Origin of the sequence: Pseudomonas sp. R28(2017), from assembly GCF_002112505.1 — a bacterium.
GTDB lineage: Bacteria > Pseudomonadota > Gammaproteobacteria > Pseudomonadales > Pseudomonadaceae > Aquipseudomonas.
This window is the reverse complement of record NZ_NEHW01000023.1, coordinates 1-14678: the sequence shown is the minus strand read 5'-3', so window position 1 is coordinate 14678 and position 14678 is coordinate 1. Positions and strand designations below refer to the sequence as shown.

Sequence of the window (14678 nt, the reverse complement as noted above, 5' to 3'; positions counted from 1 at the left end):
AATTTTTCGCCCGGAAACCTGTCTCAGCCGATGTCTTCCCGTAGCCGCAGAACCGCTCATTCAGTCGCCCTGACGCGCCTGGCCCAAATCAGTGCGCTGGCGCTGGCCGCCACCCTGGTGGGCTGCCAGAGCACCCGTCAGCTCGACGAAGCCGACAGCGTTCGCGCGCACAGCTACCAGGCACGGATCAAGCACAAGCCCTCGCCACTGGCGGTCAAGCCTGCCGAGCCGCCGCAGGATGTGTGGGAGCGCATGCGCCAGGGCTTCGCCCTGCAGGACAACATCGACGTCAACCCGCGCATCGAGCAGCAACGGCTGTGGTTCGCCAGCAACCCGACGTTCATCGAAACCGCTGGCGAACGCGGCAGCCTTTACCTGCACTACATCGTCGAGCGTCTGGAAGAGCGTGACATGCCGCTGGAACTGGCCCTGTTGCCGGCCATCGAAAGTGCCTACAACCCGATGGCCTACTCGCGCGCCAATGCTGCGGGCATGTGGCAGTTCATGCCGGCGACGGGCCGTCACTTCAACCTGCGCCAGACCAATTTCTACGACGGCCGCCGCGACATCACCGCGTCGACCAACGCCGCGCTGGACTACCTGACCCGCCTGCACGACATGTTCAACGGCGACTGGCTGCTGGCCCTGGCGGCCTACAATGCCGGCGAAGGTACCGTCAGCCGGGCCATCGAGCGCAACGAGAAGCTCGGCCTGCCAACCGATTACTGGAACCTGCCGCTGCCACAGGAAACCCGCGACTACGTGCCCAAGCTGCTGGCGCTGTCGCAGGTGGTGTCCACGCCTGAAGCCTATGGCGTTAACCTCAACCCGATCGCCAACGAGCCTTACTTCGAAGCGGTGGCGATCAACGACCGCCTCGACCTGTCGCGGGTCGCCGCCTTCGCCAACATCGACGAAGACGAACTGATCCAGCTCAACCCGGCCTTCAAGAAACGCATGACCGTGGATGGCCCCAAGCAACTGCTGGTGCCCACCGCCAAGGCGCAACTGCTCAGCGACAGCCTGTCCAACCTCAAGCCTGAGCAACTGGTCAGCCTGCAGCCGAACAAGGCCGTGTTCGCCGCCGCCGTGGCCGAAGCCAAGGCGCCTGCAGGGCGCAGCTACCGGGTCAAGCGTGGCGACAGCCTGAGCAGCATCGCCAAGGCCAACCGGGTTGCGGTCAAGGACATCCAGCGCTGGAACAAGCTGCCGGGCAACCGCGTCAAGGCTGGCCAGGTCCTGGCCCTGCGCGGCGGCAGCGCACCGAGCGCTGCGGGTAACCGCGTGGCAGCCTCCGGGCAGCGTTCCACCCAGTACAAGGTGCGCAAGGGTGATTCACTGTATCTTGTAGCCAAACGTTTCAATGTCGAAATGCAGCACCTCAAGCGCTGGAATCCACGCAGCGGCCATGCGCTCAAGCCAGGCCAGACGCTGACTGTCTACCTCTCGCATTGATCAGACGTCGGGGCCGCACCGCGGCCTCGACAACCACCTGCAAAACCTCTCTTTTTCCATACCCGCCAAGCTGTTACTGTACCCCGACCCAAGCCCAACGCCTCTGGATCGGATGCCGACTTGATACGTCCCCTCCTGCTGTCACTCAGCCTGGCCTTGAGCTTCCCCGCCGTCGCGATGGTGAGCGAAAGCCACGGATACGCGCAGTTCGGCACGCTCAAGTACCCAGCCACATTCACCCACTTCGACTGGGTCAACCCGCAAGCGCCCAAGGGCGGTACCTTGCGGGCCATGGCATTCGGCACTTTCGACACGCTCAACCCTTACACCTTCAAGGGCACCAGCCCGGTCACCACGCCGAATTTCCTGCAGTACGGCGTCAGCGAGCTGAACGAAACGCTGATGGTCGGCACCGGCCAGTACGACCCGTCCGGTGACGAGCCCACCTCCAGCTATGGCCTGATCGCCCGCTCGGTGGAGTACAGCGAAGACCGCAGCTGGGTGGTGTTCAACCTGCGCCCGGAGGCACGCTGGCATGACGGCACGCCGATCACCGCCGCCGACGTGGCGTTCTCCTACCGCACCCTGCTCAAGCAAGGCCATCCGATCTACCGCACCAACCTGCAGGAAGTGCAGCGCGTCGACATCCTCGGCCCGCTGCGCATCCGCTTCGTCTTCAAGCGCGCCGGCAACCCGCTGCTGATCCTGCGCCTGGGCGAAATGCCGGTGCTGCCCAAGCACTACTGGCAAAAGCGTGACTTTCAGGCCACCACCTTCGAGCCGCCGCTGGGCAGCGGGCCGTATCGCATCACCCAGGTGGAGCCGGGCCGGCGCCTGGTATTCGAGCGGGTGAAGAATTACTGGGGCAAGGACCTGGCGGTAAACCGCGGCAAGTACAACTTCAACCGCGTCGAGTTCGAGTTCTACCGCGATGCCACGGTGGCCTTCGAAGCGTTCAAGGCCGGCGAATTCGACATCTATATCGAGCACCAGGCAAAAAACTGGGCCAACGGTTACCACTTCCCGGCCGTGCGCCGTGGCGAGGTGATCAAGGCGCAGATCCCGCATCGCATCCCGACCCAGACCCAGGGCCTGTTCATGAACAGCCGCCGGGCCACCTTCAGCGACCCCAGGGTGCGCCAGGCGCTGGGCCTGATGCTGGATTTCGAATGGACCAACCGCGCCCTGTTCAGCAGCGCCTACCGCCGCGCGAGCAGCTACTACCCCAACAGCGAGTTCGCTGCCAGCGGCGTGCCCACCGGCAAGGAATGGCTGCTGCTGGCGCCGTTCCGCGACCAGCTGCCCGACAAGCTGTTCACCCAGCCCTACCAGGTCAGCCATACCGACGGGCGTGGCATCGGCCGCCAGACCCTGCGCCAGGCCCTTGGCCTGCTCAACCAGGCTGGCTGGAAGCTGGACGGCCAGCGCCTGGTCAACGCCAAGGGCCAGCCGTTGCGCATGGAACTGCTGCTGGTGAACCCGAGCCTCGAACGCATCCTGCAACCTTATGTCGAAAACCTGGCCAGCATCGGCATCGAAGCGCGCTTGCGCACCGTAGACCGTGCCCAGTACAAACAACGCCTGGACCAGTTCGACTTCGACATGATCCTGATGACCCTGAACCAGACCTTGAGCCCCGGCCTCGAGCAGTGGCTGTACTTTCATTCCAGCCAGGCCTCGACCAAGGGCAGCAAGAACTATGCTGGGGTCAAGGACCCGGTGGTCGACCACCTGCTCGACACCCTGCTGGCCGCGCGCACCCGCGACGACCAGGTCGCCGCCGCCCGCGCCCTGGACCGCGTGCTCTCATGGCAGTACTACATGATCCCCAACTGGTACCTCGACAATCACCGCCTGGCCTACCGCAACCGGTTCGCCTTCGTCACCACGCCGCCCTATACCCTCGGGCTGAATACCTGGTGGATAAAGCCTTCGGAGAAAACCCAATGAAGCCAACGCATCGCCTGGCCTGCAGCCTGCTGTTCGCCTGCCTGAGCCTGCCCGCGCTGGCCGCGCCGCAACACGCGCTGACCTTGTATGACGAGCCGCCGAAATACCCGGCCGACTTCAAGCACTTCGACTACGTCAACCCCGACGCGCCCAAGGGTGGCACCTTCCGCCAGTCCAGCTTTGGCGGTTTCGACAGCCTCAATCCGTTCATCAACAAGGGCGTGTCGGCCGACAACGTCAGCATCATCTACGACACCCTGATGCGCCAGAGCCAGGACGAGCCGTTCACCGAATACGGTCTGGTCGCCGGCAAGATCGAGAAGGCGCCGGACAACAGCTGGGTACGCTTCTACCTGCGCCCTGAAGCACGTTTCCACGACGGCCACCCGATGCGCGCCGAGGACGTGGTGTTCACCTTCAACACCCTGATCAAGGATGGCGCACCGCTGTATCGCCAGTACTATAACGACGTGGCCGAAGTGGTCGCTGAAGACCCGCTCAAGGTGCTGTTCAAGTTCAAGCACACCAACAACCGGGAATTGCCACTGATCCTCGGCCAACTGCCGGTATTGCCCAAGCACTGGTACGAGAACCGCGAATTCACCCGGGGCAACCTCGAACTGCCGCTGGGCAGCGGTCCCTACAAGGTCGCCGACGTCAAGGCCGGGCGCTCGATCCGCTATGAGCGGGTCAAGGACTATTGGGCCAAGGACCTCCCGATCAACCGTGGCTTCTACAACTTCGACGCCATGACCTTCGATGTCTACCGCGACAACAACGTGGCACTGGAGGCACTGAAGGCCGGTGCCTTCGATTACGAACTGGAGATGAGCGCGAAGAACTGGGCCACCGCCTACGACGTGCCCGCCGTGCGCGACGGGCGCCTGATCAAGGAAGAACTGCCCAACGGCAACCCGGTGGGCATGCAGGGCTTTGTCTTCAACCTGCGCAAGCCGGTGTTTCAGGACGTGCGGGTGCGCAAGGCGCTGAGCCTGCTGTTCGACTTCGAATGGACCAACAAGCAGTTGTTCAACGGCGCCTACATTCGCACCGACAGCTACTTCGAAAACTCTGAAATGGCCGCCAGCGGCCTGCCCTCGCCGGCCGAGCTGAAGATTCTCGAGCCGCTGCGGGGCAAGGTACCTGACCAGGTATTCAGCGAGGCGTTCGCCAACCCGGTAAGCGACGGCAGCGGCATGATCCGCGAGCAGCAGCGCCAGGCCTACAAGCTGCTGCAGGAAGCCGGCTGGAAGATCGTCGACGACAAGATGGTCGACAAGGATGGCAAACCGGTCAACCTCGAGTTCCTGCTCGCGCAGACCCAGTTCGAACGCGTGCTGTTGCCATACAAACGCAACCTTGCCGACCTGGGCATCGGTTTCGAGATCCGCCGCGTGGACGTCTCGCAGTACATCAACCGGCTACGCTCGCGCGACTTCGACATGATCGTCAGCGGCTACCCGCAATCCAATTCGCCGGGTAACGAACAGCGTGAATTCTGGTCGAGCACCGCCGCCGACAACCCCGGCAGCCGCAATTTCATGGGCCTGCGCGACCCTGCGATCGATCAACTGGTGGAGGCGCTGATCAATGCCGACTCGCGCCAGAGCCTGATCGAGCACTGCCGTGCCCTCGACCGCGTGATGCAGTGGGGCTACTACGTGGTACCCAACTGGCACATCAAGACCAACCGCGTGGCCTACTGGAACCACATCGGCCACCCCAAGGTATCGCCGAAGTACGACGTCGGCATCGATACCTGGTGGGTCAAGCCCAACGTGACGCCGGCGGTCAGCGAAGCCCCGACGGATGAGGGCAACTGACATGCTGGCCTACATCCTGCGTCGCCTGCTGCTGATCATCCCGACCCTGTTCGGCATCCTGATCATCAACTTCATCATCGTCCAGGCCGCCCCCGGCGGCCCGGTGGAACAGATGATCGCCAAGCTCGAAGGCTTCGAGGGCGCCACCAGCCGCATCGCCGGTGGCGGTGCCGAAGTCTCGGTGGCCGGCTCCAATTACCGCGGCGCCCAGGGCCTGGACCCGGCGCTGATCGCCGAGATCGAGCACATGTACGGCTTCGACAAGTCGGCGCCAGAACGCCTGTGGATCATGGTCAAGAACTACGCCACGCTGGACTTCGGTGACAGTTTCTTCCGCGACGCCAAGGTCATCGACCTGATCGCCGAGAAGTTGCCGGTGTCGATCTCGCTGGGGCTGTGGAGCACGCTGATCATGTACCTGGTGTCGATCCCGCTGGGGATCGCCAAGGCGGTGCGTCACGGCAGCCACTTCGACGTCTGGACCAGTTCGGCGATCATCGTCGGCTATGCCATCCCGGCGTTCCTGTTCGCCATCCTGCTGATCGTGCTGTTCGCCGGCGGCAGCTACTTCGACTGGTTCCCGCTGCGTGGACTGACCTCCAACAACTTCGACGAACTGTCCACCACCGGCAAGGTGCTGGATTACTTCTGGCACCTGGTGCTGCCGATCACCGCGCTGGTGATCGGCAACTTCGCCACCATGACCTTGCTGACCAAGAACAGCTTCCTCGACGAGATCAACAAGCAGTACGTGGTCACCGCCAAGGCCAAGGGCCTGAGCCGGCCGCGGGTGCTGTACGGGCATGTGTTCCGCAACGCCATGCTGCTGGTGATCGCGGGCTTCCCGTCGGCGTTCATCGGCATCTTCTTCACCGGCTCGTTGCTGATCGAGGTGATCTTCAGCCTCGACGGCCTGGGCCTGATGAGTTTCGAAGCGGCGATCAACCGCGACTACCCGGTGGTCTTCGGCACCCTGTTCATCTTCACCCTGCTCGGGCTGGTGGTGAAACTGATCGGCGACCTGACCTACACCCTGGTCGATCCACGCATCGACTTCGCCAGCCGGGAGCACTGACATGGCCCTTTCTCCCCTCAACCGCCGGCGCTTCGAGCGCTTCAAGGCCAACCGCCGAGGCTGGTGGTCGCTGTGGCTGTTCCTGATCCTGTTCGGCCTGAGCCTGGGCGCCGAGCTGATCGCCAACGACAAACCAATTGCCGTGCGCTACGAAGGCTCATGGTATTTCCCGGCGTTCAAGCGCTACCCGGAAACCACCTTTGGCGGCGAATTCCCGCTGGAGGCCAACTACAAGAGCCCGTACATCCGCGACCTGCTGGAAAAGAAAGACAGCTTCGTGGTCTGGGCGCCGATCCCGTTCAGCTACCAGAGCATCAACTACGACCTGCGTGTACCGGCGCCGGCGCCACCCTCGGCGGACAACTGGCTGGGCACCGACGACCAGGGCCGCGACGTGCTGGCGCGGGTGATCTACGGCTTCCGCGTTTCGGTACTGTTCGCCATCACCCTGACCGTGCTGAGTTCCATCATCGGCGTGATCGCGGGCGCCTTGCAGGGCTTCTACGGCGGCTGGGTCGACCTGGCCGGTCAGCGCTTCCTGGAAATCTGGTCCGGCCTGCCGGTGCTGTACCTGCTGATCATCCTCGCCAGCTTCGTGCAGCCCAACTTCTGGTGGCTGCTGGGCATCATGCTGCTGTTCTCGTGGATGAGCCTGGTGGACGTGGTGCGCGCCGAGTTCCTGCGCGGGCGCAACCTGGAGTACGTGCGCGCAGCCCGCGCCCTTGGCATGCGCAACGGCGCGATCATGTACCGGCACATCCTGCCCAATGCCATGATCTCGACCATGACCTTCATGCCGTTCATCCTCACCGGTGCCATCGGCACCCTGACCGCGCTGGACTTCCTTGGCTTTGGCCTGCCCCCCGGCGCGCCATCGCTGGGTGAACTGGTGGCGCAAGGCAAGTCCAACCTGCAAGCCCCGTGGCTGGGCATCAGCGCCTTTGCCGTGCTGGCGATCATGCTGAGCCTGCTGGTGTTCATCGGCGAATCCGCCCGCGACGCCTTCGACCCGAGGAAGTGAAATGAGCGAACAGAACCTGATCGAAGTGCGCGACCTGGCCGTGGAGTTTGTCACCGGCGAGCAGGTCAACCGCGTGGTCGACGGCATCAGCTTCGACATCCGCAAGGGCGAGACCCTGGCCCTGGTCGGCGAAAGCGGTTCGGGCAAATCCGTCACCGCCCACTCGATCCTGCGCCTGCTGCCCTACCCGCTGGCCCGTCACCCCAGCGGCAGCATCCGCTACCAAGGCAAGGACCTACTACAGCAGAACGAAAAGACCCTGCAGCGCATCCGCGGCAACCGCATCGCGATGATCTTCCAGGAGCCGATGACCTCGCTGAACCCGCTGCACTGCATCGAGAAGCAGATCAACGAGATTCTCCTGCTGCACAAAGGCCTGACCGGCAAGGAAGCCACGGCGCGCACCCTGGAACTGCTGGAAATGGTCGGCATCCCTGAACCGCACAAGCGCCTCAAAGCCCTGCCCCACGAGCTGTCCGGCGGCCAGCGCCAGCGGGTGATGATCGCCATGGCCCTGGCCAACGAGCCGGAGCTGCTGATTGCCGACGAACCGACCACGGCGCTGGATGTGACCGTGCAGTTGAAGATTCTCGATCTGCTCAAAGACCTGCAGGCGCGGCTGGGCATGGCATTGCTGCTGATCAGTCACGACCTCAACCTGGTGCGCCGCATCGCCCATCGTGTGTGCGTGATGCAGCGCGGGCAGATCGTCGAACAGGCCGAGTGCGCCACGCTGTTCAGTGCGCCGCAGCATCACTACACGCAGATGCTGATCAATGCCGAGCCCAGCGGGTTGCCTGCGCACAACCCGATTGGCGCGCCGTTGCTGGAGGTGAAGGACCTGAAGGTGTGGTTCCCGATCAAGAAGGGGCTATTGCGCAAGACGGTCGACCACGTGAAGGCGGTGGACGGGATCAACTTCAGCCTGCCCCAGGGGCAGACGCTGGGGATCGTCGGCGAGTCCGGGTCGGGCAAGTCGACGCTGGGGTTGGCGATACTGCGCCTGATCTCCAGCCAGGGCGGGATCCGCTTTCATGGCCAGCAGCTGGAGGGGATGAACCAGAAGGCCGTGCGGCCCCTGCGGCGGGAGATGCAGGTGGTGTTCCAGGACCCCTTCGGCAGCCTGAGCCCGCGCATGTGCGTGGCGGACATCGTTGGCGAGGGGTTGCGGATTCACAAGATCGGCACGCCTGCGGAGCAGGAGGCGGCGATCGTTGCGGCGCTGGAGGAAGTGGGCCTGGATCCGCGCACCCGCCATCGCTACCCGCATGAGTTCTCCGGTGGCCAGCGCCAGCGCATCGCCATTGCCCGGGCGCTGGTGTTGAAGCCTGCGCTGATTCTGCTGGACGAGCCGACCTCGGCGCTGGACCGCACGGTGCAGCGGCAGGTGGTGGAGCTGCTGAGGAACCTGCAGGCCAAGTACAACCTGACCTATTTGTTCATCAGCCATGACCTGGCGGTGGTGAAGGCGTTGAGTCACCAGTTGATGGTGATCAAGCATGGGCATGTGGTGGAGCAAGGGGATGCGCGGGAGATCTTCCATGCACCGCAACATGTTTATACGAAACAATTGTTGGAGGCGGCGTTTTTGGGGGATGTCTGACGTATTTGAGCCACCGGCGTCGATCCTGATGATGGCATGATGTGCGGGCGGGTCTGGCCTCTTCGCGGGCACGCCCGCTCCCACAGGGTAAAGCGGCGCTTGCTGAGGCTTTGTTCTCTGCGCGACAGCGCAGCCCAAAGGGCTGGGTGATCTCCCACAGGTACAGCGCAAGTCTTCAGGCCTGTGATGATCCCTGTAGGAGCGGGCTTGCCCGCGAACACCGGCGAAGCCGGTGCCATCCACCGCGTCGTCCTCTTCGCGGGCTTGCCCGCTCCCACACGGATTATCAGAAATCGATGGTGCCAGAGAACTTCACCAGGCGTGGATCGCCCTGGGTCAGGTAACCGCCGTTGGCCGAAGCCCAGTAGTTCTTGTCAGTCAGGTTCTCGACGTTGACCCGCAGGGTCAGGTCCTTCTCTGCCACTTTCAGCTTGTAGCGGGCACCGGCATCGAAGCGGTTCCAGGTCGGCAGGCTGACGTTGTTCGCCGCGTCGACGAACTGGCCACCGGTGCGCAGCATCCGCGCATTGAGCGCCAGCCCCGGCACACCCGGTACATCCCAGTCCACGCTGGCATTGACCTGGAAGGTCGGCACACCGATGGCGTGGTTGCCGTCGTTGGTGCCGTTGGCGGTGTTCTTCTGCTCCGAGGTCATGCGCGTGCCACCGGCCATCAGGCGCAGGCCTTCGATGGGCTCGCCGAACAGGCTCAGCTCCAGGCCTTTGTTGACCTGCTCGCCATCGCGGATGAATACGTTGTCCAAGGTGTAGCCGTCCGACGGTTTCTCGATGCGGAACACGGCCAGGTTCGCGCCATAGGTCTGGCGATCGAACTTGATGCCGGCCTCGAGCTGCTTGGTGCGGCCAGGCGGGAACATCTCGTTGGCGTTCGACACGTTGCTCGGTGCTGTCGGGCCCTGGGCCAGGCCTTCGATGCGGTTGGCGTACAACGAGATACTGTCGGTGGCCTTGAACACGATGCCGTACACCGGCGTGGTGATCGACTCGTCGTACGGGTCGCCTTTGCGGCTGCCATCGTTGGCCGGGTTGGCTACGCCTTTCGAGGTGGTGCCATCGTAGGTGTAGCTTTCCACCCGTAGCTGCTGGCGGCGCAGGCCGTAAGTCAGCAGCAGGCGGTCATCGAACACACCGATAGTGTCGGAAATGGCGATGCTGCGGGCACGGGTCTTGCCGGTCACGCCAGGATCCCCCATGGCCCCCCCCGTGCTGGTCACAGTGGCCGGTTTGGACTGCTGCACCGTGTTGTAGATGTCGGTGCTGATCGGCGAATAGAACGTGTAGGCGTTCTCGGCCTGGGTCCACATCGTGTTGGCACCCAGCGCGATCTGGTGGCTGATCGGGCCTGTCTGCACGCGGCCGTTCAGACCAGTGCTAAAGCTGGTGTTGTCTTCGCCGTGGACGATGTCGGACGGCGTCATGGTGGCAGCACCGCTGTTGCCGCTCAGCACTGGCGTGCCGTAGGTGCCCTGTTCACGGGTATGGCGTGCACCGCCTGCCAGGTAGGCGGTCCAGCTGTCGTTCAGGTCCCACTCACCGCGGACCATGCCGAAGGTGTCTTCCGACTCGCTGTAGCTCCAGCTCTGGCCATAGTTGTGGCTCGCGTCCGGTGCGGTCGGCACCTTGGTCGTGGCGCTGCTCAGACGCACGGAGTTACGCAGGTGGTTGATGCGCTGCTTCTGGTAACCGATGTCGGTCGAAACACGGAAGTTGTCACCTCGGTAGTCCAGGCCTGCGGTGAACAGCTTGGTGCGCTGGTCCTGGTCGTCGACGGCGGTCTCGCCTTCGCGCTGGCTGAGGTTCAGGCGGGCGCCGAAGCGGTTGTCCTCACCGAAGCGCTGGCCGATATCCAAATGCTCGCCGACACGACCATCGGCGCTGATGTCCTGGGTGTAGCGGCGGGTCGGCTCATCACCCGCGCGCTTGGGCTGCAGGTTGACGTTGCCACCCAGGCCCGTGCCGGTCGGGCTCACGCCGTTGAGAAAGGCGTTGGGGCCCTTGAATACTTCGACCCGCTCGACGCCGTCGGTAGACATTATCTGGCGCGGCAGGATGCCGTACAGGCCATTGAAGGAAATGTCGTCTCCCGCCAGCGGCAGGCCACGGATCACAAAAACCTTGGCCTGGTTGCCGAAGCCGTAAGACTCACGCACCGAGGGGTCGTTCGCCAATACGTCGCCGATGTCCTCGGCCTGCTGATCTTCGATCAGCTTGGACGTGTAGCTGGTCATGGTGAACGGCACATCCATATAGTCCTGGTTGCCCAGCACGCCCATCTGGCCACCGCGGGCGACCTGGCCACCGGCAAACGCCTCAGGCAACGCGCCGGGTTGCGCTTTCAAGGCATCGGCATTGACGTCGGTCGCCTCCAACTGGATCGGCTCGGCAGCTTGCGCCATCAGCGTTACGGAACAGCAAATCGCCAGTAATGCGGGGCGTGACGGAAAACGGGACGACATTGTTTGAGTCCTGATAGCGCTGAATTGAGAAAATTGGCACAAATGGTAATACTTCCCATATCCAAACATCAATCCGGCCAATAAGGCTAAGTGCCATCATTCGTCAGAAATTCTGATCACGATCGTCTTTCATCATCAGCCAGATCGGGAATAGATTCTGCGCAGTCAACTCCCAGCAACAACGGTAGCCCCCATGTCCAGCCAACAACAAAAGTCAGCCTCCCCCGCCCTCGACATGCTGATCCAGCGCTCCGGCCTGCCCAGCCCCTCCCTCAGCGAAGCCCGGACTCATGCGCTGTTGCAGGCGCACTACGGCCTTGATGGGGACTTGACTGCACTGGGCAGCCAGCAGGACCTGAACTTTCGCGTGGACGCGGCGCAAAGGCGCTTCGTGCTCAAGGCCTGCCATGGCAGCTACGCGCAGGTCGAACTGCAAGCCCAGCATGCTGCCCTGGCCTATTTGCGCGAGCAGGGCTTGCCGGTGCCCGCCGTGCAAGTTGCGCAAGATGGCGAGACCTTGCTGGCAGTGGACATCGATGACCAGCCCCTGCGAGTGCGCCTGCTCGAGTACATCGACGGCCAACCACTGACCCGCCTCAAACACATGCCGCCACGCCTGATGGCCGACCTGGGCAGGTTGTGCGCACGGCTCGACAAGGCCTTGGTCGACTTCGACCACCCAGGCCTTGAACGCACCCTGCAATGGGACCCGCAACATGCCAAGGCGCTGATCGAGCACCTGCTGCCGGTACTGCAGGACGCCGGGCAGCGCGCCCGCATCGAGCAGGCCACGCGCGTGGCCGGCGAACGCCTGGCGCCCTTGGCGGACCAGTTGCCGACCCAGGCCGTGCACCTGGACATCACCGACGACAACACCGTGTGGGCCCGCGACGACCAGCGCCAATGGCAACTGCAGGGTGTGATCGACTTTGGCGACCTGTCGCGCACCTGGCGCATCGCCGACCTCTCTGTGACCTGCGCGGCGCTGCTGCACCATGCCGAAGGCGACCCGCTGCGGATCCTGCCAGCCGTCAGTGCCTACCAGGCGCTCAACCCGTTGTCCGAAGCCGAGCTGCGTGCTCTGTGGCCGTTGGTGCTGAACCGTGCGGCGGTGCTGGTGCTGAGCAGCGCGCAGCAGTTGGCCGTTGACCCGGACAACCAGTACACCCGCGACAACGTCGCCCATGAGTGGGAAATCTTCGATACCGCCACGGCCGTACCATTCGCCTTGATGGAGGCGGCCATTCTCCAGGCGGCCGGCTTGCCAGCCGACACCGCAGAGCTGACTGGCTGTGCGCCGCTGCTTCCCGAGTTGGCCGGGCAGCCGGTCAAGCGGGTCGACCTCGGCGTGCTCAGCGCGCACTGCGAAGCCGGCAACTGGGAACAGCCGGGCTTCGACCAGCACCTGCTGACCTCGCAAGCTGCGCCGGCCTGCAGCCTGCACGGCCAGTATCGCTTGTCACAAACCCATATCGACCGCCCCGAAGAGCCTGCCACCTGCGCATTGGGCGTAGAGCTGCATGTGCCCAATGGCAGCCGGGTACAGGCGCCCGAGACGGGTACCTGGCAACGTCACGGCGATGGCCGTGGTTGCCTGCGCACGCCACACTGGGCCTTGTGGTTGCAAGGGCTGGAAGAGGCACCGGCGGATGGCCAGGCGGTGGCAAAGGGGCAATCCCTGGGCAGCAGTTGCGGCTTCCTCAGTGTCCAGCTGTGCCTCGATACCCACATCCAGCCGCCGTTCTTCGCCACACCGTCGCAAGCCGCCGCCTGGCTGGCGCTGTGCCCGTCGCCTGCCGCGCTGCTGGGTTTCGATTGCGATGCCGAGCCGTTGCCCGACCCGCAGGCCCTGCTGGCCCGCCGCGACGCCAGCTTCGCCCGCTCGCAAAAGCACTACTATGCGCAACCGCCGCAGATCGAGCGCGGCTGGCGCAACTACCTGATCGACCTGCAAGGCCGTTCATACCTGGACATGCTCAACAACGTCGCCGTGCTCGGCCACGGCCACCCGCGCATGGTCGCCGAATCGGCGCGCCAGTGGTCGCTGCTCAACACCAACTCGCGCTTCCATTACGCCGCCATCACCGAGTTCTCCGAGCGCCTGCTCGACCTCGCCCCCGAGGGCTTTGATCGGGTGTTCATGGTCAACAGTGGCACCGAGGCCAACGACCTGGCGATCCGCCTGGCCTGGGCCTACAGCGGCGGCCGCGACTTGCTCAGCGTGCTGGAGGCCTACCACGGCTGGTCGGTGGCCACCGATGCCATTTCCACGTCCATCGCCGACAACCCCCAGGCGCTGGAAACCCGCCCGGACTGGGTACACCCGGTGGAGGCGCCGAACACCTTCCGCGGCCGCTACCGCGGTGCCGACACGGCCGCCGACTACCTGCGCGACGTCGACGCCAAGCTGGCCGACCTGGATGCCCGTGGTCGCCAGCTGGCCGGCATCATCTGCGAGCCGGTTTACGGCAATGCCGGGGGCATTTCGCTGCCAGCCGGTTACCTGCGCGAGGCCTATGCCAAGGTCCGCGCCCGCGGTGGCGTGTGCATCGCCGATGAGGTGCAGGTCGGTTATGGCCGCCTGGGCGAGTACTTCTGGGGCTTCGAGGAACAGGGCGTGGTGCCCGACATCATTACCATGGCCAAGGGCATGGGCAACGGCCAGCCATTGGGTGTGGTGATCACCCGCCGCGAGATCGCCGAGGCCCTGGAAGCCGAGGGCTACTTCTTCTCCTCCGCCGGCGGCAGCCCGGTCAGCTGCCGCATCGGCATGGCGGTGCTGGACGTGATGCAGGAGGAAGGCCTGTGGGACAACGCACGCGACACCGGGCGCTATTTCAAGGCACGCCTGCAGGCACTGGTCGACAAGCACCCGCTGGCTGGCGCGGCCCATGGTTCGGGTTTCTACCTGGGGCTGGAGCTGGTACGCAACCGTGCAACCCTGGAGCCTGCCACCGAGGAAACCATGCTGCTGTGCGACCGCCTGCGCGAGCTGGGGATCTTCATGCAGCCGACCGGCGACTACCTGAACATCCTCAAGATCAAACCGCCGATGTGCACCACCCGGGCGAGTGTCGACTACTTCGTCGACAGCATCGACCGGGTGCTTGGCGAAGGCCTGTAGGGAATGGCGTAAGGGCTGGGGTGCTGGGCTTCAGATGTTCAGCGCCTGTGAGATCGAGCGCCGCCCGCGCGGCGCATCGCGAGCTGCGCTCGCTTGTGTCTTCGAAGGAGGTAAGGTGTTAGGTGAGAGGGGTGGACGGCAAGCTGCTAGC

Annotated in this window: 8 protein-coding genes; 7 read left to right on the top strand and 1 reads right to left on the bottom strand. The window is 64.1% G+C overall.

Going from position 1 to position 14678, the window contains the following annotated elements; translation table 11 throughout:
* Positions 1 to 30 precede the first annotated feature (30 nt).
* The 6 genes from CAF78_RS26225 (at position 31) to CAF78_RS26200 (ending at position 8927) form a co-directional block, all read left to right on the top strand.
* Positions 31 to 1455, top strand: a complete 1425-nt coding sequence (locus tag CAF78_RS26225; RefSeq protein ID WP_085672978.1) for a lytic transglycosylase domain-containing protein — start codon at positions 31 to 33, stop codon at positions 1453 to 1455.
* A 177-nt stretch (positions 1456 to 1632) separates the two neighbouring features.
* The gene (locus CAF78_RS26220) at positions 1633 to 3405 is read left to right on the top strand and encodes an extracellular solute-binding protein (protein WP_085672976.1); all 1773 of its coding nucleotides are present in this window, start codon (positions 1633 to 1635) and stop codon (positions 3403 to 3405) included.
* Positions 3402 to 5228 (top strand): extracellular solute-binding protein, encoded by a 1827-nt coding sequence (locus tag CAF78_RS26215; protein ID WP_085672974.1) that lies wholly within the window; start codon positions 3402 to 3404, stop codon positions 5226 to 5228. Before CAF78_RS26220 ends, CAF78_RS26215 begins: the two co-directional genes overlap by 4 nt.
* A gap of 1 nt (position 5229) precedes the next feature.
* Positions 5230 to 6303 (top strand): microcin C ABC transporter permease YejB, encoded by a 1074-nt coding sequence (locus tag CAF78_RS26210; protein ID WP_085672973.1) that lies wholly within the window; start codon positions 5230 to 5232, stop codon positions 6301 to 6303.
* A gap of 1 nt (position 6304) precedes the next feature.
* Complete coding sequence (locus CAF78_RS26205; RefSeq protein WP_085672972.1) at positions 6305 to 7324, top strand: ABC transporter permease; 1020 nt, start codon at positions 6305 to 6307, stop codon at positions 7322 to 7324.
* Position 7325: 1 nt separating this feature from the next.
* A complete protein-coding gene (locus CAF78_RS26200; protein ID WP_085672971.1) occupies positions 7326 to 8927 on the top strand; it encodes an ABC transporter ATP-binding protein in 1602 nt (533 codons plus the stop codon).
* A 286-nt stretch (positions 8928 to 9213) separates the two neighbouring features.
* On the opposite strand, the gene CAF78_RS26190 is transcribed toward CAF78_RS26200, so the two are convergent.
* Positions 9214 to 11403: a TonB-dependent siderophore receptor gene (locus tag CAF78_RS26190; RefSeq protein WP_085680010.1), complete on the bottom strand. Its 2190-nt coding sequence runs from the start codon at positions 11401 to 11403 to the stop codon at positions 9214 to 9216.
* Positions 11404 to 11596: 193 nt separating this feature from the next.
* Between CAF78_RS26190 and CAF78_RS26185 the strand changes: the two genes are divergently transcribed.
* Positions 11597 to 14527, top strand: a complete 2931-nt coding sequence (locus CAF78_RS26185) for an aminotransferase (RefSeq protein WP_085680013.1) — start codon at positions 11597 to 11599, stop codon at positions 14525 to 14527.
* Positions 14528 to 14678 lie beyond the last annotated feature (151 nt).